The 19949-nt window shown below is 43.0% G+C and carries 18 protein-coding genes and 2 pseudogenes; 15 read left to right on the plus strand and 5 right to left on the minus strand.

Going from position 1 to position 19949, the window contains the following annotated elements; translation table 11 throughout:
- Positions 1-2: 2 nt before the first annotated feature.
- Positions 3-1475 carry a CIA30 family protein gene (locus tag NIES1031_RS02100; protein WP_073547880.1) on the minus strand — a complete coding sequence of 491 codons (1473 nt, stop codon included), beginning with the start codon at positions 1473-1475 and terminating at the stop codon, positions 3-5.
- 101 nt (positions 1476-1576) lie between these two features.
- Here NIES1031_RS02100 and NIES1031_RS02105 point away from each other — a divergent pair, with 101 nt between their 5' ends.
- From NIES1031_RS02105 to NIES1031_RS02120, 4 genes are all read left to right on the plus strand, one after another.
- Positions 1577-2020 (plus strand): MarR family winged helix-turn-helix transcriptional regulator, encoded by a 444-nt coding sequence (locus tag NIES1031_RS02105; RefSeq protein ID WP_073547881.1) that lies wholly within the window; start codon positions 1577-1579, stop codon positions 2018-2020.
- Between the two features lie 48 nt (positions 2021-2068).
- The gene (locus tag NIES1031_RS02110; RefSeq protein WP_073547882.1) at positions 2069-2671 is read left to right on the plus strand and encodes a hypothetical protein; all 603 of its coding nucleotides are present in this window, start codon (positions 2069-2071) and stop codon (positions 2669-2671) included.
- A 139-nt stretch (positions 2672-2810) separates the two neighbouring features.
- Positions 2811-3689 carry a lipoyl synthase gene (gene lipA / locus NIES1031_RS02115; protein ID WP_073547883.1) on the plus strand — a complete coding sequence of 293 codons (879 nt, stop codon included), beginning with the start codon at positions 2811-2813 and terminating at the stop codon, positions 3687-3689.
- 148 nt (positions 3690-3837) lie between these two features.
- Positions 3838-4806 carry an NAD(P)H-dependent glycerol-3-phosphate dehydrogenase gene (locus NIES1031_RS02120; protein WP_218596640.1) on the plus strand — a complete coding sequence of 323 codons (969 nt, stop codon included), beginning with the start codon at positions 3838-3840 and terminating at the stop codon, positions 4804-4806.
- On the opposite strand, the gene NIES1031_RS02125 is transcribed toward NIES1031_RS02120, so the two are convergent.
- A complete protein-coding gene (locus NIES1031_RS02125) occupies positions 4719-4961 on the minus strand; it encodes a nucleotidyltransferase family protein (RefSeq protein ID WP_073547884.1) in 243 nt (80 codons plus the stop codon). The genes NIES1031_RS02120 and NIES1031_RS02125 overlap by 88 nt on opposite strands.
- 423 nt (positions 4962-5384) lie before the next feature.
- Between NIES1031_RS02125 and NIES1031_RS02130 the strand changes: the two genes are divergently transcribed.
- From NIES1031_RS02130 to NIES1031_RS02145, 4 genes are all read left to right on the plus strand, one after another.
- Positions 5385-7271 carry an NAD(P)H-quinone oxidoreductase subunit F gene (locus NIES1031_RS02130; RefSeq protein WP_073547885.1) on the plus strand — a complete coding sequence of 629 codons (1887 nt, stop codon included), beginning with the start codon at positions 5385-5387 and terminating at the stop codon, positions 7269-7271.
- Between the two features lie 42 nt (positions 7272-7313).
- Complete coding sequence (locus NIES1031_RS02135) at positions 7314-8858, plus strand: NADH-quinone oxidoreductase subunit M (protein ID WP_073547886.1); 1545 nt, start codon at positions 7314-7316, stop codon at positions 8856-8858.
- Between the two features lie 100 nt (positions 8859-8958).
- Entirely contained in the window at positions 8959-10284 is a 1326-nt protein-coding gene (locus NIES1031_RS02140; protein WP_073547887.1) for a CO2 hydration protein, read from the plus strand.
- Between the two features lie 104 nt (positions 10285-10388).
- The gene (locus NIES1031_RS02145) at positions 10389-10952 is read left to right on the plus strand and encodes a Uma2 family endonuclease (RefSeq protein WP_073547888.1); all 564 of its coding nucleotides are present in this window, start codon (positions 10389-10391) and stop codon (positions 10950-10952) included.
- Positions 10953-10955: 3 nt separating this feature from the next.
- Here NIES1031_RS02145 and NIES1031_RS02150 read toward each other — a convergent pair whose 3' ends face one another.
- Both NIES1031_RS02150 and NIES1031_RS02155 read right to left on the minus strand, forming a co-directional pair.
- A complete protein-coding gene (locus tag NIES1031_RS02150) occupies positions 10956-11378 on the minus strand; it encodes a DUF29 family protein (RefSeq protein WP_073547889.1) in 423 nt (140 codons plus the stop codon).
- Positions 11379-11454: 76 nt separating this feature from the next.
- Positions 11455-11856, minus strand: coding sequence for a fasciclin domain-containing protein (locus tag NIES1031_RS02155; protein ID WP_073547890.1), 402 nt, complete (start codon positions 11854-11856; stop codon positions 11455-11457).
- Positions 11857-12468: 612 nt separating this feature from the next.
- Between NIES1031_RS02155 and NIES1031_RS02160 the strand changes: the two genes are divergently transcribed.
- The 7 genes and pseudogenes from NIES1031_RS02160 to NIES1031_RS02185 all read left to right on the plus strand — a co-directional run bounded on the left by NIES1031_RS02160 (position 12469) and on the right by NIES1031_RS02185 (position 18990).
- Complete coding sequence (locus NIES1031_RS02160; RefSeq protein ID WP_073547891.1) at positions 12469-13827, plus strand: CmpA/NrtA family ABC transporter substrate-binding protein; 1359 nt, start codon at positions 12469-12471, stop codon at positions 13825-13827.
- A gap of 77 nt (positions 13828-13904) precedes the next feature.
- Positions 13905-14744, plus strand: a complete 840-nt coding sequence (ntrB, locus tag NIES1031_RS02165; RefSeq protein ID WP_073547892.1) for a nitrate ABC transporter permease — start codon at positions 13905-13907, stop codon at positions 14742-14744.
- A 33-nt stretch (positions 14745-14777) separates the two neighbouring features.
- Positions 14778-16784, plus strand: coding sequence for an ABC transporter ATP-binding/substrate-binding protein (locus NIES1031_RS02170; protein WP_073547893.1), 2007 nt, complete (start codon positions 14778-14780; stop codon positions 16782-16784).
- Positions 16785-16875: 91 nt separating this feature from the next.
- Complete coding sequence (locus NIES1031_RS02175) at positions 16876-17724, plus strand: nitrate ABC transporter ATP-binding protein (protein ID WP_073547894.1); 849 nt, start codon at positions 16876-16878, stop codon at positions 17722-17724.
- Between the two features lie 104 nt (positions 17725-17828).
- Entirely contained in the window at positions 17829-18188 is a 360-nt protein-coding gene (locus NIES1031_RS02180; RefSeq protein WP_073547895.1) for an ArsR/SmtB family transcription factor, read from the plus strand.
- Between the two features lie 94 nt (positions 18189-18282).
- Positions 18283-18424: pseudogene (locus tag NIES1031_RS23590) on the plus strand (ISKra4 family transposase); the annotation flags it as partial.
- Positions 18425-18507: 83 nt separating this feature from the next.
- Positions 18508-18990, plus strand: coding sequence for a transposase family protein (locus NIES1031_RS02185; RefSeq protein ID WP_073547896.1), 483 nt, complete (start codon positions 18508-18510; stop codon positions 18988-18990).
- Here the strand turns inward: NIES1031_RS02185 and NIES1031_RS02190 are convergent.
- Positions 18934-19949, minus strand: a pseudogene (locus NIES1031_RS02190) (IS701 family transposase). The gene NIES1031_RS02185 and the pseudogene NIES1031_RS02190 overlap by 57 nt on opposite strands.

The following is a 19949-nucleotide window of genomic DNA, read 5'->3' on the forward strand; positions in this document are numbered from 1 at the left end:
TGTTAATCGGGTTGCAACTGCGATAAATCTCCCCCAGAACTTGAAGTGATAGTTTTTGCTGTGACTTCAAACGTGACATTACAAGCATGTGGTTGTTCTAACACCTGCAAACAAAGTTCAGCAATTGAATCGCGGCTAACTTTACCCTTAATATTGTCTCCTTGAGCGAAAACTAGCGGTTGAATTCCAGATTCCTCAGTTAAAGCACACGGTCGAATGATTGTATAAGGAATACCACTGTGTCTTAGTGATTCTTCACCGCGCCACTTCCACGTTAAAATTCCACCTAGTTGATCGTTTAATCTTACTGCTGGCGGTTCTTCTTCTAAGTTGATTCCTGGACGTCCAGGACGCGTGACTCCTGCCGAACTGACTAAGATAAACTGTGGCAACTTAGCACCACCATAAGCTTTAATCGACTCGACTTGTAACGCAAAACCTCCTGGTGTAAATCTAGGGTTGAGTTGGCTATCGTATTCAAACTTACTCAACATCAGTTGCAACGAAGCAATTCTACTAGCATCAATCGCCGGCGCATCTTTTAAAGTTTTGGCACGAAACACCGCAGTTAAATCTGCGAAGGGAATATAGACATCCATCCAAGTGTTGTTGACCGTGTCAAACGAATACGAGTAAGCTGTACCGTCCCACTTAGTATCGGTGCGGATGAAGCACTTGTAGCGTTTTCCGTCGCCTCTCACGCGCAGTTTAATTCCTTGATAACCTGATAAATTTAACGGTGGTTCCAAGTTTTTGGTTCTCACAGAAGCAAAGCCGCCTGAATTGGCGGTAGAGACGTTACCAGTAAATAAGGCAGTATTTTCCACAAATCGAATTTCACTCTGACTCACACCGCCCATCACAACATCGTCTACTGCACCCCAAATGCGTTTTAACTCTTCGGATGGATGCGTAAAATCAAAAATCAGTTTTTCATCAGCAGGAACTGTCGCAAAGTGTTTTGCTGCTACTTCAACTAAGTTTTTGACACCTATATACTCTACCGATTCTGGAGTATCGCCAACGATTTCGGGCTGATAGAATTTAACACCTTGATTGTACTTGGCACGGTCTGGGGTATCTCCGCCCATAGGTTGAACGCGTACGGCAGTGCAGCAAATAACCGCTGTCACATCTGCCATCATTTCTAGAGTTAGTGTTTCTGGCTTTGTGATGTCACCGACATACAGTTCAACGTTGTCACCGAGGATTTCTTTGGCTTTTTCAGCATCGCGAACAAGCGATCGCACTTTGTAACCGCGATCGAGTAGCCGTTTTACCACGCGCCTACCAACACCACCTGTCGCCCCAGCAACTAACACAACTCCCACTCGCTTTTCTCCCGTTGGTACAATTGCAGAATCTTGAGATCCTGGAATCAAGCGCTGTAACCACCCGATAAAAGGAATTACCTCAAAAAAGGTCAGGGTTTGGACAAACCTACCCAAATCCCATTGAGAACGATTTTCACTCATAAGTCGCGTCCTCTCTCCTGTTTTTAGTTTAACTGTTTGTGGAGGGGTGAGTTACTAGCAACTCACTTGACATCCTACTTAAGTGCATATACACTTAAATTATGCAAGACCAACTAATCAAAACCGTCGTTAGTGACTGTACCTGCTTCAATCTGCGAAAAGCATCGCGCGTGATTACGCAACTTTTCGATCAAGTGTTGCAACCGAGTGGAATTTTGGCGAATCAGTTTACACTTTTAGCCGCCCTCAGTGTTACAGAAAGTGTATCCATTACGCGCTTAGCGCAAGAGTTGGTAATGGATCGAACAACGCTCACGCGCAATCTCAAACCGTTAGAACGCGAAGGTTTGATTCATATTGAACCAGGACAAGATCAGCGAGTGCGGGTTGTTAGTTTAACGCAAAAAGGTCAAGCAGCCTTAGCTAAAGCACTGCCGTTATGGCAACAAGCACAAGCTCAAGTCATTGAGGAACTAGGTCAAGACCGTTGGCAAACATTATTATCTCATTTGTCTGACACAGTATCGTTACTTCGCGAAAGTTAATTTTTTGGCATTTTACGTGTATATGCACTTAAGCTCAAGGAGTTCAAAATGATGACACGTCAACATTCGATTACCCAGCGTTGGTTTTTTCTAGTATTGTCACTTTGGGGAATTGCGGTTTTAATTGCAGGGTACTGTGGTTTTTTTACCAAGATTGACTTGATTTGGATTGCGGTACTTGTCGTTACGGGAATCACAATTCCTGTTGCGGTGTACTACTCAAATGCAGATTTTCATAGTTATATCAGGTCGCTTGATTTGAAGTATTTAACTCTATTCCATCTGTGGCGGATTCCTGCTGGGCTGTGGTTTTTGTATTATGGAAGTCAAAGTTTACTTCCAGAAAGGTTTGTCGCCAATGCTGGTTATGGCGATTTAGCAGTAGGATTATTAGTACCTGTGGTTCTCTTACTAAGGTTTCGCGGTAGGTACACGATGTTTCACATCTTTAGTGTATTGGACTTTGCGATCGCTGTAGGCACAGGTTTAACCTTTAATTTACTGCAAGTCCCTCTGATAGAGAATATCGCGACATTTCCAACAGTGATCATTCCGCTATTTGGTGTTTGTGTTACCGGCGCACTCAGTATCATGACTTTAGATCGACTCTTAAAAGGTAGCGCTTACACCGAAGCGATAGGCAACAGCTAATTAAATCCTATTACCAATTCCCCATTACTAACCTGCGCAGACATAATTATTCAGTCGCCCTGTAACTTGCTATTCACAACTAGGGCGTTTTTGCCTGCTAAGATGTAACTGATTCACATTATTAATATAGTCGTCAATCGTGACTGTTAAGCCAGATTGGTTGCGAGTCAAAGCGCCTCAATGGGAGCGTGTTGGCAGCGTTAAAGAGATTTTACGGGATTTAGCACTCAATACGGTGTGCGAAGAAGCATCTTGTCCCAATATTGGCGAGTGTTTCAACGCAGGTACTGCTACATTTTTAATTATGGGACCTGCGTGTACCCGTGCGTGTCCGTATTGCGATATAGATTTTGAAAAAACACCCAAAGCCATCGATCCGACAGAACCCGAAAGACTTGCAGAAGCAGTACGCCGGATGCAACTCAATCATGTTGTGATTACTTCAGTAAATCGCGATGATTTACCTGATGGTGGCGCGTCGCAGTTTGTGCGGTGTATTACTGCAATTCGCGAAGTATCGCCACAGACAACGATTGAGGTACTGATTCCTGATTTGTGTGGCAACTGGGATGCGTTAGAGATAATCTTACAAGCGCAACCAGAGGTATTAAATCATAATACAGAAACGATACCTCGGCTGTATCGTCGGGTACGTCCGCAGGGAAATTATGATCGCACTTTAGAATTAATGCGTCGCTCTCGCGAGCTTGCCCCTTGGGTTTATACTAAATCAGGATTAATGGTTGGGTTAGGGGAAACTGACGCGGAGATTCGCGCGGTGATGGCAGATCTGCGTGCGGTTGATTGCGATATTCTCACATTAGGACAATACTTGCAACCAAGTCAGAAACATTTGAATGTTGCTGAATTCGTTACGCCAGAACAGTTCGATGCTTGGAAACAGTTTGGAGAAGAGTTAGGTTTTCTGCAAGTCGTGTCTTCTCCCTTAACTCGCAGTTCTTATCATGCTGAACAGGTAAGAGAATTAATGCAACGTTATCCACGCAGTCGATTTTAAGTAAGTGGCTGAAAATAAACGTAATGTACAAGATGGTAATGGGTAATTGGTATATGGAGAAGCACACAATAATGCATCTCCTTATCCCCTGTCACTTAACCTAGAAACGTGGGGTCAATAATTTGTTTACCTACTTAGTTAGAGTTAGTTGATTAGCAGTGATGTAGATTCCCTTAGCAATAACAGGGGAATTCAACCAAAATTAGTTGCAGTTTTGGGTGCTGGTGCTTGGGGTTCAACTTTGGCAAACTTGGCATCTGCCACAGGGCACAATGTCCGTTTGTGGTCGCGCCATCTTGAGTGTAGTTTAGCAGAAACCGTTGACGGTGCAGATATTATCGTTTCGGCAATTTCGATGAAAGGCGTGCGATCGGTTGTCGAACAAATTCGATCTTTATCATTTGCACCAGAAACAATTTTTTTGACAGCCACCAAAGGGTTAGAACCAACGACGACGTTAACTCCCGCGCAAATTTGGCAAGCTGCATTTCCTGATCATCCCATTGTTGTGCTTTGCGGTCCTAATTTATCAAAAGAAGTTCAGCAAGGTTTACCTGCTGCAACTGTTGTCGCTAGTACAGATATTACCGCAGCAGAAACGGTGCAAATGGTGTTTTCTTCCAATCGGTTTCGCGTTTATACTAATTCTGATCCAATTGGAGTAGAACTCGGCGGGACAATCAAGAATGTCATTGCGATCGCTGCGGGTGTCTGTGATGGTTTACACTTAGGAACGAACGCTAAAGCCGCACTTGTAACGCGAGGACTTACTGAGATTATTCGCATTGGTGTTGCTTGGGGTGCAAAAATCGAGACTTTTTACGGTTTATCGGGCTTGGGCGATTTACTTGCAACGTGCAACAGTCCCTTAAGTCGTAACTACCAAGTAGGTTATCAACTAGCGCAGGGTAAAAATTTAGCAGAAATTCTCGAACGTCTAGAAGGAACAGCCGAGGGTGTGAATACGACGCAAGTTTTAATCGCCAAAGCACATCAACAGCATATTTCTGTACCAATTACAACACAAGTTTACAGATTATTACAAGCAGAAATTACACCACGACAAGCGTTAGAAGAATTGATGTTGCGCGATATCAAACCAGAGTATAACTTTTGATTCATTACATCTAGCCAGTCAAATAAACTCCAACCGCGATCAGGCTCAAGAGTCATTAAAACATCAATGTCGCTATCAAGTCCGAAGTCATCGCCTAAAACTGAGCCGAACAATGCAAACTCAACAATTTTCCATCGCTTGCAATAATCGGCGATGTGTGATGCGAAACCTAAAGCCGCTCGCTAATTATAGTTGAGATTGCTATCGCCATTATCTTGTTAAAGATTTTCTCGTTGTAGCAAAGATGGTGCGATCGCTTCCCAATACACTCAGCTTATACATAGATTTTCATCTATACAGACCATTGATTAAAGTTTATAGTTAACAAGTAGTATAGATAAAAATCAATGATTACTATTAGTAAACTCCGTGATAGGCATTACTAATAAATAAAAATTATAGAAACTATCGTAGATTCCACTGAAGCAATAATTTATTTTTAACACTCAAAAAGTTAAACTTTTATTTAAATCAAATAACTAAATAACTAAAGCGTGAGTTGGTACTATTCCGGTTTCATAAGTCTCATGCGTTAGTATGAAAAATTTTAGTCGTTTCGAACTTTAGAGGCAATTCCGATGGAATTTCTCATCCAGAGTGTCTGGGTTGTACCGTGCTATGCATTAATTGGTGGGCTTCTAGCTGTACCTTGGTCACCAGGAATCTTACGACGTACAGGACCAAGACCCGCAGGATATGTCAATTTTATAATGACATTTCTGGCATTTTTACATAGCTTACTGAGCTTGCCAGCAACTTGGCATCAACCACCCCAACAAATATTTATTCCTTGGTTGAATACAGCGGGTTTAGACCTGACTATTGCCATCGAAGTATCTTCGGTGAGTGTCGCCGCACTCGTTGTGATTACGGGGATAAATTTGCTCGCGCAAGTTTACGGCTTCGGTTACATGGAAATGGACTGGGGTTGGGCAAGGTTTTATTCGCTACTCGGTTTATTTGAAGCTGGATTGTGCGCGCTGGTGTTGTGCAACTCGCTGTTTTTCAGCTATGTGATTCTAGAAATCCTAACACTGGGAACTTATTTATTAGTAGGGTTGTGGTTCAGTCAACCTTTAGTAGTGACAGGTGCAAGAGATGCCTTCTTAACAAAGCGCGTTGGTGATTTATTTCTGTTAATGGGAGTGTTGGCGCTGTTACCCTTAGCAGGAACTTGGAACTTTACTGAACTTGCAGAGTGGGCGGCGACTGCAAACGTCGATCCAACCTTGATAACTCTCATCGGTTTAGCATTAATTGCCGGACCAATGGGTAAATGCGCGCAGTTTCCGCTACATCTGTGGTTAGATGAAGCAATGGAAGGACCTGTTCCTAGTACAATTTTGCGGAATTCCGTCGTTGTCGCGAGTGGTGCTTGGGTATTAATTAAATTGCAACCTGTGTTGGCCTTATCGCCAATTGTTATGTCTGCGTTGGTGGGAATTGGTACAGTAACTGCAATTGGTGGATCTTTGATTGCGATCGCTCAAATTGATATCAAACGTTGCCTATCGTATTCAGTAAGTGCATACATGGGTTTGGTGTTTATCGCTGTTGGTACACAACAAAGTGAAGCAGCATTATTATTGGTACTCACTCATGCTGTCGCCGCAGCACTTTTGGTAATGAGTACGGGTGCAATTGTTTGGAATAGTATTACCCAAGATGTAACGCAACTCGGTGGATTGTGGTCGCGTCGTCCGGTATCGGGTATCGCGTTTATTGTTGGTACGCTAGGGTTAGTAGGTTTTCCGCCACTCGGTAGTTTTTGGGCATTACTCAAACTTGCGTCAGCATTGTGGGAAACGCAACCTTGGTTAGTGGGAGTAATTATCGTCGTCAATGCTTTGACAGCGTTTAGTTTGACAAGAGAATTTGGGTTAGTGTTTGGTGGCAAGCCTAAGCAAATGAGCGAGCGATCGCCTGAAGTACATTGGCCCATGATTCTACCAATGACGATTCTACTTGGCTTTACGTTGCATCTTCCTTTAGTGTTGCAAAGTTTATCACTTTTACCGAGTTGGGAAATGCTCAATAAAGATGTGGCTTTACTATTAATTTGGTCGAGTATCTTTGGTTGTAGTCTTGGTGGTGTTGTTTATTTAGGTAATCTGATCTCAAAACCCGTGCGTCTACCTTGGAAAGGTTTACAAGACCTGATTGCATACGACTTCTACACACCAAACCTGTACCGTCTGAGCATTGTTTTTAGTGTAGATATCATTTCTAAAGTTACCGATATTGTTGACCGCTTTGTTGTTGATGGCATCGTTAATTTAGTTGGTTTAATTTCAATTTTCGGTGGAGAAGGATTAAAGTACAGCACTTCTGGACAAACACAGTTTTACGCTTTTACCGTGTTATTAGGCGTAGGTTTGTTTGGAGTTTTAGTGAGTTGGCAGTTTTGGGGAGATCAGTTTTTGAATTTAATGTATTCCTACATTTCTGTCATTCTCAATTCTTGAGTTGTATTAAACATCATTAAAAATTTTAGGTAAATAGATTTTATGCTCAGTGTTTTGATTTGGTTGCCTATTTTAGGCGCGGCACTTATAGCACTCCTTCCTAAAAGTATTCCCACAGAACGTATTCGTCTTGCAGCACTCCTCGTTGCTGGTTTTACCTTTGTCTGGAATATCTTTCTGTTAGTCAAGTTTGACATTACTACTCCAGGAATGCAGTTTTTAGAAAACATTCCTTGGAATGAAACTTTAGGTTTAAGCTATCAACTCGGAACCGATGGCTTATCTATTCTGATGCTGGTACTTAATAGCCTACTTACCTGGATTGCAATATATAGTAGTGCCAAGCAAACCGAACGTCCGCGACTTTTCTACTCACTTGTTTTGTTCGTTAGTGGTGGGGTAGCAGGTGCATTCGCCGCCCAAAACCTCTTACTGTTCTTCTTGTTCTACGAACTTGAATTAATTCCTTTCTACCTACTCATTTCTATCTGGGGTGGAGAAAAACGCGCTTATGCTGCAATCAAGTTTTTGATTTACACTGCTGTATCTGGTGCGCTAATTTTAGCTGCGTTTTTAGGTATGGTGTGGCTGACTGGTGCTTCTAGCTTTGCTTACGATACGCTGACAACGCAAACTTTGTCTTCAACGCTACAAGTCATATTGCTAGCAGGTATCATTCTCGGTTTTGGCATCAAGATTCCTTTAGTTCCCTTCCATACTTGGCTACCTGATGCTTATGTCGAAGCTTCTGCACCGATTGCAATTTTGCTGGGTGGAGTTTTAGCAAAGTTGGGAACTTATGGTATTTTACGCTTTGGCATGGGCTTATTTCCCGAAGCTTGGGCAACTCTCGCGCCAACTTTGGCAATTTGGGGTGCAGCGAGTGCGATTTATGGAGCATTAGCAGCGATCGCGCAAAAAGATATCAAACGCATGGTAGCCTTTAGTTCAATCGGTCATATGGGCTACGTACTCTTAGCAGCAGCGGCTAGCACTCCTTTGGCGCTTGTCGGTGCAGTTTCGCAAATGGTTAGTCACGGTATCATTTTGGCGATCCTATTCCACTTAGTCGGAGTTGTCGAAACTAAAGTGGGGACTCGTGAGTTAGATAAGCTAAATGGATTAATGAGTCCAATTCGCGGTTTACCAGTGATTAGCGCCCTCCTTGTTTTAAGCGGTATGGCTAGCGCGGGTATTCCAGGAATGACGGGATTTATTGCCGAATTTATTGTCTTTCAGGGCAGTTTCTCTGTTTTTCCAATCCAAACCATTTTGTGCGTTGTCGCAACAGGGTTAACCGCAGTTTACTTTGTCATTCTACTCAACCGCACTTGTTTTGGAAAACTCGACAACAATCTCGCATACTATCCTAAAGTATTTTGGTCTGAAAAAATCCCAGCTTTCATTTTGGCAGGTTTGATTATCTTTTTGGGAGTACAGCCGACTTGGTTAGTGCGTTGGAGTGAACCCACAACTACTGCAATGGTAGCAACAATTCCTGCAATAGAAGTAGGAGCGAGGAGCGTTAGCGCAGCGGGACGAAGTCCGGAGCGAGGGGTGAGTGAGTGGCTAGTGGCTAGTGACTAGTTGTTAGTTGTACTTACTACTTATCCAAAAGAATTTACTCAACTTCTACAATCTTAAGCACTGTAAACTACGAATCACGAATTACGAACTACGAATTTCTATGACTGCAACAATTCAACCTTCAACCGCTAAACTACCGCCCTCACAACACGAATTTGCCGAGGTTATTCATCGTCTAGAAGCTGGTGGGGCAATGTTACCCGATACACCAGAAAACTTGATGCAAATTATCGGCATCTATAAAGCTTATGCTGTACCAATGGATTTCTATTGGCGGGACTTACTGTATATAGCTGAACGCGTCTTTCTCGATCCTTTTCCTTTTTTCAAATACTTCATTCCCAAAGAGTATTTAGAACTGCACAATCACTATGCAGGTGACGATGCTGATTTAAGAATTTGGCAAAAAGGCGAAGCAACAGCGCATCCTGAACTGCTAGAGTTTATGGAGAAGGGCGAAACCTTCAAAATGCCTAAACTGCTGCATCATTGGTTCCACGATCGCATCAATATGGAATTTGCGGAAGAATGTATGCGGGCAATGTTGTGGCATCGCGGCATGTATGCACCTTACAATAAGTTTGACTCGTACTTAGACAGCGACGAATACAAAGCGAACGCTGATCAAGCAATCAAAGCTTACTTTCAGGGCAATCCCTTAATGTTGGGGATGTATAAACTGTTTCCTGATATGTTTTTGGAACAGTGTCGCCAGATGTCATATTACAGCAATTTGGGCTTGTTCTGGGAAGTGATGGCACCAGTATTTTTTGAAATGAGCGATCGCTACGATGCTGGTGATTTTAAAACTGTACCCGATGCAATGAATTTCTTAGTAAACGGCATCTTTGCGGTAGCCGGACGTCCGATTTACCACCATGTCTATATTCGCGGCGAACGTTACGAAATTATTCCCAAATCAAAAGGTTTTACGTGGTTGTACGAAGCTGCATTACCGTATGTTGAAGCGGTATTCTATCGCACTTCACCTTTTAGAGGTACAAAATCATACAACGCACAAGCCCGACAAATTCCTGATGATCAAAAAGATTTTCACTACGGTATTCTCTACGCCGATGTCTTCCCTGTTGGCACTGCGGGTATTCCGCCCACATTGTTAATGCAAGATATGTTGCATTTTCTGCCGCAATATTTGGTTGATTACTATCACCAACACTGTCGCGGTGAAGAAGATATGCTGATTCAATTAGGTATCACTTTTCAACGTTCCATGTATTGCGTAACTTCTGCTGTTATTCAAGCATTACGTACTGCATTGTTGTATCCTTTAGACGATCCAAATCCAAAACACTTACAAGCAAATCGCGAGTTTTTTGAAGCCCAATTAAATCGCTTCACGCGCCCAGAATATGGTATTCGCGATGCTGCTCGTTTACGCTATATTCAGCGGCAAGATTATCGGTAATTGATTACAGAAAAGAAGCGATCGCATTTACGGGGTAGGCAGCAATGCTTACCCTATTGTTGTATCAACTAAAATATAGCTATTACCCACAATAGGGGGCTTGTATGAAGCCTACAACTGAACGACTACGCTGGACAACAGCAGATTTAGAGTTGTTGCCTGATAACGGCAATCGCTATGAGATAATTGATGGAGAGTTGTTTGTGACAAGAGCGCCGCACTGGAACCATCAACGGGTTTGTGGCAATATCTACCAAAAACTTAATGTTTGGTCACAGTCTACAGGTTTAGGACAAGTAGCGATCGCTCCTGGAATTATCTTTTCCGATGCTGATAATGTGATTCCCGATGTTGTTTGGGCAAGTAATGAGCGATTAGCCCTATTATTAGATGATGCAGGACATCTTACGGCTGCACCGGAATTAGTTGTGGAAGTTTTGTCTAGTGGTGGTGATAACGAACGCCGTGACAAAGAAGTGAAATTAAAACTCTATTCCTCTAGAGGCGTACAAGAATATTGGATAGTTGATTGGCAAAAACAACAAGTTGAAATTTATCGGCGCGAAAAAGCAGCTTTAACATTAGTTGCAACACTATTTGCAAACGATGAACTTGTTTCACCAATATTAGCTAATTTACAATTTCCTGTCAAACAGATATTTGCTTAATTACTATTCGTGAATCAGTGCGATCGCACGTTTAACCAGTTCGTTTCGAGCTATTTTTTGCTCAATCTGTCGCGCTTCGTATATCCCTTCTGCAGCTTCAATTGAGGCTTGATCAATAGCGCTATCTATCGCACCTGCAATTACTTCACGCAACTGTTCGTTATTAAGGTAGGTTCCTTTACTTGATGGACGAGTATTGAGATCTTTAATTTCTCTGATACTGTTGCGAATCGATATATCCCAAGATTTGGTAGTACGCTGCTCAACTTGTTGTTTGATTAGTTGCAACAGTAAGACTTTAGCATAAGAACGAATATTTCGAGCAACGCCCTTCTTCCCCATTTCTTCTAAGTCTTCAACCAAAGCATAAGCACCTTCAAAATCTTTTTGGATAAGAAGTTCTTTGAGTTCCAGTAATTCTTCCATATTGCCTTGTTTATGCTGGTGCTTTTATTGACCTAAAAATTTTACTAAAAGGGTGAGTCTTACCCACCCTTCTCATCTATCCCATAAGAATAACGGTATCAATCACGTGAATGACGCCATTATCAGCTTCAATATCGGGCGCGATTACCGTAGCATTCTTCACCTCAAACCCTTCAGAACAATCAATCCTAATGGGTGAACCTTCAACAGAAGTCACCGAATCAACTTTAGCTAAATCAGCCTTCATCAGCTTACCTGGAACAACGTGAAATGTCAGAATCCGCGTGAGTTGAGGAATATTCTGCACTAATGTTTGCACCGTACCAGGTGGAAGTTTTGCAAAAGCATCGTCATTTGGTGCAAAAACCGTAAAAGGACCAGGACTTTTGAGTGTTTCTACTAAACCAGCCGCTTGTACGGCTGCTACTAGGGTATTAAATGAACCTGCACTTACCGCAATATCAACAATATCCGCCATGAATTTCCCTCACTTAGAATGACTTTAGCAACTATGTTAGTAATTAATTTAGCTTACTTGTTGTGACAGTATTCGTAATGTATCAACTTTGCATAAGTAATTAAGTTATATTTCTCATTAGAAAAATTAAAAGCTTTTGTAGTCAGAAGTTGTGGCTGATTACCAGCCTAAAACAAAAGCATTTGTTGTACTTATTACCTTCACAGCATACTTAGCGATCGCCAGCTAATTTTGCAAAAAAAATATACCACCTGGTATTACTTAGCTAGTATTGATAAATAAAACTTAAGAGTGTTATTTGCTAATAGTAGACAGTAAAAATTACCTCTAGATATCCCTATACATAGCATTAAATTTTTCATTAATAATTTGTGGTTTTAGGTGAACCAATTATCAATTAAAGATGATAAAGTTACATTTAACGCATAGCTAGACAGCTAGCGAATGTTTTTAGCTTAACTGAGGCATTAGCTGCAAGTTTTTTAAGGGTTGCAGCAGTTTTTTAATGGGGTCGCTCATAACTCAGTTATCAGTAATATTTTTTAGAATTTCCTACTAAATAGGATTTTCAATGAATAACTTATTCGTCTTATAAAATTTTTTGGGGAGAGTATGAACGAATTTACAAATCAATCCCGTCGTAAGTTTCTTTTAACGGCAGGAGCATCTGCGGTAGGTTCAATCTTTCTTAAAGGATGCTTAGGAAATCCGCCTGGAACAACAGGTAGCACAACTCAAGTTCAACAAGTTGCGGCTACGAATAGTAATCCGGCACAAGGTCCAGAAACTCCCAGAATTAAGTTAGGTTACATCCCAATTGTAGAAGCGGCTCCCTTAATTGTGGCACTAGAAAAAGGTTTTTTTGCGAAATATGGGATGACCGAAGTCGAAATATCAAAACAAGCAAACTGGGGTTCAGCTAGAGATAACGTTGAGATTGGTTCAGCAGGTGGTGGTATTGATGGTGGACAATGGCAAATGCCAATGCCTTATCTTATCTCTGAAGGCAGAATTACCAAAGGCAATGTCCGTATTCCGATGTACGTTTTGTGTCAGCTAAATACACAAGGAAACGGAATTGCGATCGCCAGTAAACATCAAGCCCAAGGTATCGGCTTAAAACTAGCTGGGAAAGAATCATTATTTGCGCAATTAAAATCAGCAGGAACTCAATTTACAGCAGCGTATACTTTTCCACATGCTAATCAAGATTTATGGATTCGCTATTGGCTAGCAGCAGGTGGAATTGATCCAGATAGTGAAGTGAAATTACTCACAGTCCCCGCCGCACAAACTGTCGCCAACATGAAAACAGGAACAATGGATGCATTTAGCACCGGTGATCCTTGGCCTTACCGTATTGTTACAGATGGTATTGGTTATATGGCAGCACTCACCGCAGAGATGTGGAAAAACCACCCTGAAGAATATTTAGCGATTAGGGCGGAATGGGTTGATGCAAATCCCAAAGCGACGAAGGCTTTATTAAAGGGAATTATGGAAGCCCAACAATGGTGCGATAACTTCGATAACCGCCAAGAACTGACACAAATTCTTTCTAGCAGAAACTACTTTAATGTACCAGAAGAGGTGCTTTTAGATCCGTTCATGGGCAAGATCAATATGGGCGATCGCGTTATCGATGACCGATCAATGGCAACACTTTACTGGAAAGACGAACGCGGTAGTGTTTCCTATCCATACAAGAGTCACGATCTTTGGTTCTTAACCGAAAGCGTCCGCTGGGGCTTTTTACCACCCGATACCTTAACAAATGCTAATGCGTTAATCGATAAAGTTAATCGCGAAGATTTGTGGAAACAAGCCGCACAAGAACTTGGTATCGCCGCCGCAGATATTCCGACTAACACATCACGCGGTGTCGAAGAATTTTTTGATGGAATCAGGTTCGATCCGGCAAATCCTAACGCTTATCTTCAGAGTTTGAAAATCAAGCGAGTCAACGTTTAAGGGTAATGGATAAGCGGTAATAGCTTCCAGAATTCCAATTCCCAATCACCAAATACTAATTGAGGAGAACCAAGTTAATGACAACATTACGCACTCGTCCCGCTAGAGGCTTACAAAATCCTTGGATATCGCGAATCAATAAACAATTTCCCGATCTTATACCGCCAATCGTTGCGATCACCATCTTCCTTGTTATTTGGCAACTATTTTCTTTAACACCTGGTGCAACTTTACCAGGACCAATTCAAGTTGTTCAAGATACCTGGATATTGATTTTCTGGCCTTTCTTTGACTTAGGTGGAACAAATGTAGGTTTATTTTGGCAAATCCTAGCAAGCTTACAGCGAGTAGCAATTAGTTACGTTTTAGCAGCAATTGTTGGTATTGGTTTAGGCATTTTAATCGGGACAAGCAAAGTCATGTCCAAAGCTTTAGACCCGATCTTTCAACTACTACGAACTGTACCACCTCTAGCATGGGTTCCCATTTCCTTGGCCGCATTACGCCAAAACGAACCCGCAGCATTATTTGTAATCTTCATCACTGCAATATGGCCTATCTTAATTAACACTGCGGTAGGCGTTAAACAGATTCCCCAAGACTACAACAACGTCGCGAAAGTGTTGCAACTGACACGTAAAGAGTATTTCTTCAACATTCTTATTCCCGCTGCATTACCATACATTTTCACAGGTTTACGGATTGCGATCGGCTTAGCATGGCTAGCAATCATCGCCGCAGAAATCGTCATGTCTGGTATCGTCGGTATCGGCTTCTTCATCTGGGAAGCGTACCAAAACAACAACGTCAGTGAAGTGATTTTAGCCCTCGTTTACATCGGTATCGTCGGTTTACTCCTCGACAAACTCATGGCATGGATCGAAACCCTGATCGTACCCCAAGGACAAAAAACTTAATCCCAATTACCAATTACTAACTACCGAACCACTATGTCTGTATTCGTTGCTGTCGATAACATCGATAAAGTCTTTGATTTAGCCGGCGGTGGGCAATACGTGGCCCTCAAAGGCATCGATCTCCAAATCAAAAAAGGCGAATTTGTCTCCTTAATCGGTCACTCTGGTTGTGGTAAATCAACCTTATTAAATATGGTAGCGGGTTTAGATTTACCCTCAGATGGTGTTGTCACGTTAGAAGGACAACGCATCACCAAACCAGGACCCGATCGCATGGTCGTCTTTCAAAATTATTCATTGCTACCGTGGCGCACAGTGCGTGAAAATATTGCCCTAGCGGTAAATGCAACAATGAAAGATTTACCAGCAGGGGAACGCCGTGCGATCGTTGAACAACACATCGATATGGTTGGGTTGCGTCCTCACGCCGATAAACCTCCAGAAATGCTATCCGGCGGACAAAAACAACGCGTTGCGATCGCCCGCGCTTTAGCAATCCGTCCGAAATTACTTCTACTCGATGAACCTTTCGGGGCGCTAGATGCATTAACACGGGGTAACTTGCAAGAACAACTGATGCAAATTTGTGAGGAAAACCACGTTACCGCGATCATGGTGACGCATGATGTCGACGAAGCTGTATTGCTATCAGATCGCATTGTGATGTTAACCAATGGACCCGAATCAAAGATTGGTCAAATTCTCGAAGTTGATATTCCGCGCCCCCGTAAGCGCATGGAAGTTGTTGAACACCCCAGCTACTACAGCTTACGCAGTGAGATGATTTATTTCCTTAATCAACAGAAGCGTATTAAGAAGATTCGGGCGCGGAAAACTGCGGCGATTTCCCGTCACGGCTTAGAAAAAGTCAACCTCGAAATTGGTTTTGTTCCCCTCACGGCTTGCGCCCCTGTTGCAGTGGCGAAAGAAAAAGGCTTTTTTACAAAGCATGGTTTAGACGAAGTGACTCTGGTCCGCGAAACCAGTTGGCGCGGAATTGTTGATGGTATCAGTGGCGGATATTTAGACGCCGCACAAATGCCTTCCGGAATGCCAATGTGGTTAACTTTAGGAGGACACGAAAACCGCCCGTTACCTGTTGCGACATCGCTAACCATGACTCGTAACGGAAATGCGATCACGCTCGATAAACGCTTTTACGAGCAAGGCATTTACACATTATCTGATTTCAAGGCCTATCTGCATTCGACTGCCAACAAACAGCATCGCATGGGGATGGTACATCCAAGTTCGATGCACAATCTCTTACTACGTTACTGGCTAGCAGCAGGTGGTATCGATCCAGATCATGATGTTTCTCTCAAAACGATTCCTCCTGCACAAATGATCGTAGATTTACAAGCCGGAACAATCGACGGTTACTGCGTTGGAGAACCTTGGAATATTCGCGCTGCGGAAGAAGGTGTTGGTTTTACCATAGCGACTGACTTAGAAATTTGGCTAGGACATCCTGGTAAAGTTCTCGGCGTCCGCGAAGATTGGGCAGCAGCGTATCCTAATACGCACATTGCCTTGGTTAAAGCACTTTTAGAAGCTTGTCGTTACTGTGCAAATCCGGCAAATTCTGAAGAAGTCCGCGAAATTGTTGCACGACGCGAATATGTCAGCACCGATTTAGATTACATCCAGATTGAAGCGCCTGATCATTCTACTTGTAGTCTTGATCGTCCGATGCGAGAATACGCACATCACCAATTTTATGCAGACTCAGCAATTAATCGTCCCAGTCGTACCGAACAACTGTGGATTATGACGCAACTGGCGCGTTGGGGTGATACTCCATTTCCCAGAAATTGGGTAGAAATCGTCGAACGCATTTGTAAAGTTGGTGTGTTCAGTACTGCTGCTAGAGAATTGGGTTTAGATATCAGTTACACTCGCCAGCCGATTAAGCTATTTGACGGTAGTGTCTTCAATGCTGACGATCCAATTGGCTATCTCAACGATTTAGCAATCAAACGCGATTTCTCAATTGCTGAAGTTGTGCTTGATTCGCGACGCCCGCTTGTAGCTGCGTGAAAGAGAGGTGAGGGAAGATACCTCATTTTAAATTCCATGGTGGCATTATCCACCTTGTTAATCTAACTGAAATCTACAATCTGAAATTGAAATGTTCAATCGTACTTTTGCTTATACCGAGACAGCGAAACAAACTGTGTCAGTTGCGACGCAACGCGAACCTTTTTTGGTAATAGAGGATGTCTCGAAGGTTTATCCTACATCAAAAGGACCGTACACCGTTTTAGATGGTGTTAACCTCACTGTTGCTGAAGGTGAATTCATCTGTGTCATCGGTCACTCTGGTTGTGGTAAATCAACATTACTCAACATGGTTGCAGGGTTTAATCACCCAACTTCGGGAGAAGTGCGATTAGGTTCTAAACCGATTACTAAACCAGGTCCCGATCGCATGGTAGTATTTCAAAACTATGCATTACTTCCTTGGCGGACGGCGTTTGAAAATGTTTATTTAGCAGTTAATGCAGTTCATCCAAATAAACCCCAAGCCGAAAAAAGGGCGATTGTCCGCGAACATTTAGCAATGGTCGGACTTAGCGAAGCTGCTGATAAAAAACCACCGCAACTTTCAGGAGGAATGAAACAGCGGGTGAGTATCGCACGGGCTTTGGCAATTCGTCCGCAAGTGTTGATTTTAGATGAACCTTTTGGGGCGTTGGATGCGATTACCAAAGAGGAATTGCAAGAAGAATTGTTGAAAATTTGGAACGATCATCGCTGTACAGTGTTGATGATTACGCACGATATCGATGAAGCTTTATTTTTAGCAGATCGCTTGGTGATGATGACGAATGGTCCTCATGCAAAGATTGGGGAAGTGATGGAAATTCCTTTTTCGCGTCCACGCGATCGCGCCCGCATTATGGAAGATCCGCATTACTACAAGTTACGCAACTACGCGCTTGATTTCCTTTATCATCGCTTTGCCCACGATGAGTAGTGGTTGTATTCAATGTGTGCTTTGCGCTTTTTTTTGCTGCCATTATATTACTTATACGCAATATAGTGGCATTTCTTCAATCTTATGCTGTTTTAAGGATATTCATGCAATCTCCTCAAGCTCTTACCCCTGTTGCAGAATATTTTAAAGTTTTATCTGAAGTAAGTCGATTAACTGTTTTGAGTAGTCTGACTTCAGGCGCAAAAAACGTTACTGAAATTATCGCCATCACTGGACTTGGACAAGCGAATGTCTCGAAGCATTTAAAAGTCTTGCTGCAAGCAGGTATTGTGACTCGCACTCCCCAAGGGGGTAATGTCTTCTATCAAATCGCTGATCCAATTGCGTTTGAGTTATGTGAATTGGTGTGCGATCGCCTTTCAATTCGTCTTGATGAACAAGCAAAACAAATCGCAGCATTGCAGAGTTTACGCGAGCGAACATCTTATAGTAATCGTGTGTAAGTTACGAGATTTTTTAGAAACGAACCACAGAGTCACAAGAGATACAAGTTATGGGAGAATAGAAGAACAGATAAAACAGTCTGCATGACTCACAATGAACCAGGATAAACAAGAAAGGCTCAAAGCCTGCTTAAAAGAATTGGCAACATTGTTGTATGAAGAAGCAGATATAAAGTAAGCTGACAGACCTAGAAGGCATAGAAAAAACAGTGCAAAGTCAAATATTAGACCTCGTGCACGAATAGGAAGAGAGTGTGACAGTTGAGGATCGCAGTGAAGCGAGGTAGCTTCTGAATAGAAGCTAAGGTCAGAAGCAGATATGCGATATCGCGAAATGGAACATCTATCGAAGCCTAAGTTGAAGCGCTTGTGTAGAGTAAGCCGGGAAACGTTTAGCGAAATGGTTGCGGTGTTGCGTCCCCATGTTGATCGTCAAGGGCAACGAGGTGGACAAGCCAAACTGAGTGTCGAAGACCAACTGCTGGTGGCGTTGGAGTACTGGAGAGAGTATCGCAGCCAATTTCACATTGGAGTCAGTTGGGGAGTACACGAAACCACAGTGGGGCGAATCGTGCGAAAAGTTGAAGACTTGCTAGTCAAGTGTGGCAAGTTCCGGCTTCCGAGTCAGCGACAGTTGTCTCAACCGGGTTGGGAATGGAAAGTCATGGTGGTAGATGTCGGAGAAATCGAAATCGAACGCCCCCAAAAACCTACAGCAGCAAAGTTAGCGAGAGTAAATCAGGACTTACGCAAGAGACATTTGAACGGATGGGTGCTTGAGTTGCTCAATCAAGTAATCTGAGAGCATTCCATGCTTGACCTGATAAATCGTTCTGCCCGTTTGATAGGCGATCGTTTTGAGACGACTCCAGATGAGCAAAGCACAAGCAATATGATTGCGTTGAATCCGAGCTTTACGACACTGACAAGCTTCGACTCCAGTTAACTGCGTCAGTTCACGGTGAAACTCCGATTGGCTTCCAACGGATTCCGCACGCATCTTGTACGGCATCGGTTGAAGCTTGAGAACAGTCGTTGGTAACGACGCTCCTCCGTCCTGTTGGTGGAAACAATGACGCGGAATAGTTTCACCTTCTTGTCTTTGGGGAAGCCACGCACCTTGATGAGCTTACCTTGTTGCGATTCTTCGTCCCGCCAAACGAGTTCATCAACCCGCACATACGGTGCACTGCCGCCGCTATCATCCACTCGTCGATTAGTTTTGAGCGGACAGTAATACCGCTTCTCTAGCTGGTCAATCTGCGCCATCAGCTTCTGTGTGGCATACCAGCTATCCATTAACACTGTGCTAAACGGTAACTGCTTGCTGTACACCACGCCGGTGAGCATCTCACTGACGTGGTCTAACTTGCTGTGTCCATCTCCATCGGGTTCATACAGGCGGTAATCAATCACCCAGAACTGTCCGGTTTCCCCATTGACGTACACACAACTCACCAGTCCAATGCCTCGCAGCACACGATGCTCATTGCCACTGTACTGCCGCCTTGTTAGCTCAATTGAGGTTGAATGCCGCTTATCCAACACAGTATCATCGAACAAAAGATAGGCATTCTGGGAGGCACACAGCAACGGTTTGACGTTGTCCCACAACAACCGTGGGGTCAATTTCTCGCCCCTTAGGTAGCGGTTGATCCGGTCATGAGTGATCCCCTCTAGATGGTCAGCCAAGTTTGTCACCGTATAGTTAATAGGGCTGCTTAACAGATACTGGCAGTAATCTAATTTGGTAAAGCTCAT

This window comes from Chroogloeocystis siderophila 5.2 s.c.1 (assembly GCF_001904655.1).
GTDB classification, from domain to species: Bacteria; Cyanobacteriota; Cyanobacteriia; order Cyanobacteriales; family Chroococcidiopsidaceae; genus Chroogloeocystis; species Chroogloeocystis siderophila.

Bases quoted from the DNA above. Each gene is read 5' to 3' on its own strand.
- NIES1031_RS02160 (WP_073547891.1), top strand. From the start codon at position 12,469: ATGAACGAATTTACAAATCAATCCCGTCGTAAGTTTCTTTTAACGGCA.
- NIES1031_RS02170 (WP_073547893.1), top strand. From the start codon at position 14,778: ATGTCTGTATTCGTTGCTGTCGATAACATCGATAAAGTCTTTGATTTA.
- NIES1031_RS02180 (WP_073547895.1), top strand. From the start codon at position 17,829: ATGCAATCTCCTCAAGCTCTTACCCCTGTTGCAGAATATTTTAAAGTT.
- NIES1031_RS02135 (WP_073547886.1), top strand. From the start codon at position 7,314: ATGCTCAGTGTTTTGATTTGGTTGCCTATTTTAGGCGCGGCACTTATA.
- NIES1031_RS02150 (WP_073547889.1), bottom strand. From the start codon at position 11,378: ATGGAAGAATTACTGGAACTCAAAGAACTTCTTATCCAAAAAGATTTT.
- NIES1031_RS02130 (WP_073547885.1), top strand. From the start codon at position 5,385: ATGGAATTTCTCATCCAGAGTGTCTGGGTTGTACCGTGCTATGCATTA.
- NIES1031_RS02145 (WP_073547888.1), top strand. From the start codon at position 10,389: ATGAAGCCTACAACTGAACGACTACGCTGGACAACAGCAGATTTAGAG.
- NIES1031_RS02155 (WP_073547890.1), bottom strand. From the start codon at position 11,856: ATGGCGGATATTGTTGATATTGCGGTAAGTGCAGGTTCATTTAATACC.
- NIES1031_RS02110 (WP_073547882.1), top strand. From the start codon at position 2,069: ATGATGACACGTCAACATTCGATTACCCAGCGTTGGTTTTTTCTAGTA.
- NIES1031_RS02175 (WP_073547894.1), top strand. From the start codon at position 16,876: ATGTTCAATCGTACTTTTGCTTATACCGAGACAGCGAAACAAACTGTG.
- NIES1031_RS02100 (WP_073547880.1), bottom strand. From the start codon at position 1,475: ATGAGTGAAAATCGTTCTCAATGGGATTTGGGTAGGTTTGTCCAAACC.
- NIES1031_RS02185 (WP_073547896.1), top strand. From the start codon at position 18,508: ATGCGATATCGCGAAATGGAACATCTATCGAAGCCTAAGTTGAAGCGC.
- NIES1031_RS02140 (WP_073547887.1), top strand. From the start codon at position 8,959: ATGACTGCAACAATTCAACCTTCAACCGCTAAACTACCGCCCTCACAA.
- ntrB (WP_073547892.1), top strand. From the start codon at position 13,905: ATGACAACATTACGCACTCGTCCCGCTAGAGGCTTACAAAATCCTTGG.
- NIES1031_RS02105 (WP_073547881.1), top strand. From the start codon at position 1,577: ATGCAAGACCAACTAATCAAAACCGTCGTTAGTGACTGTACCTGCTTC.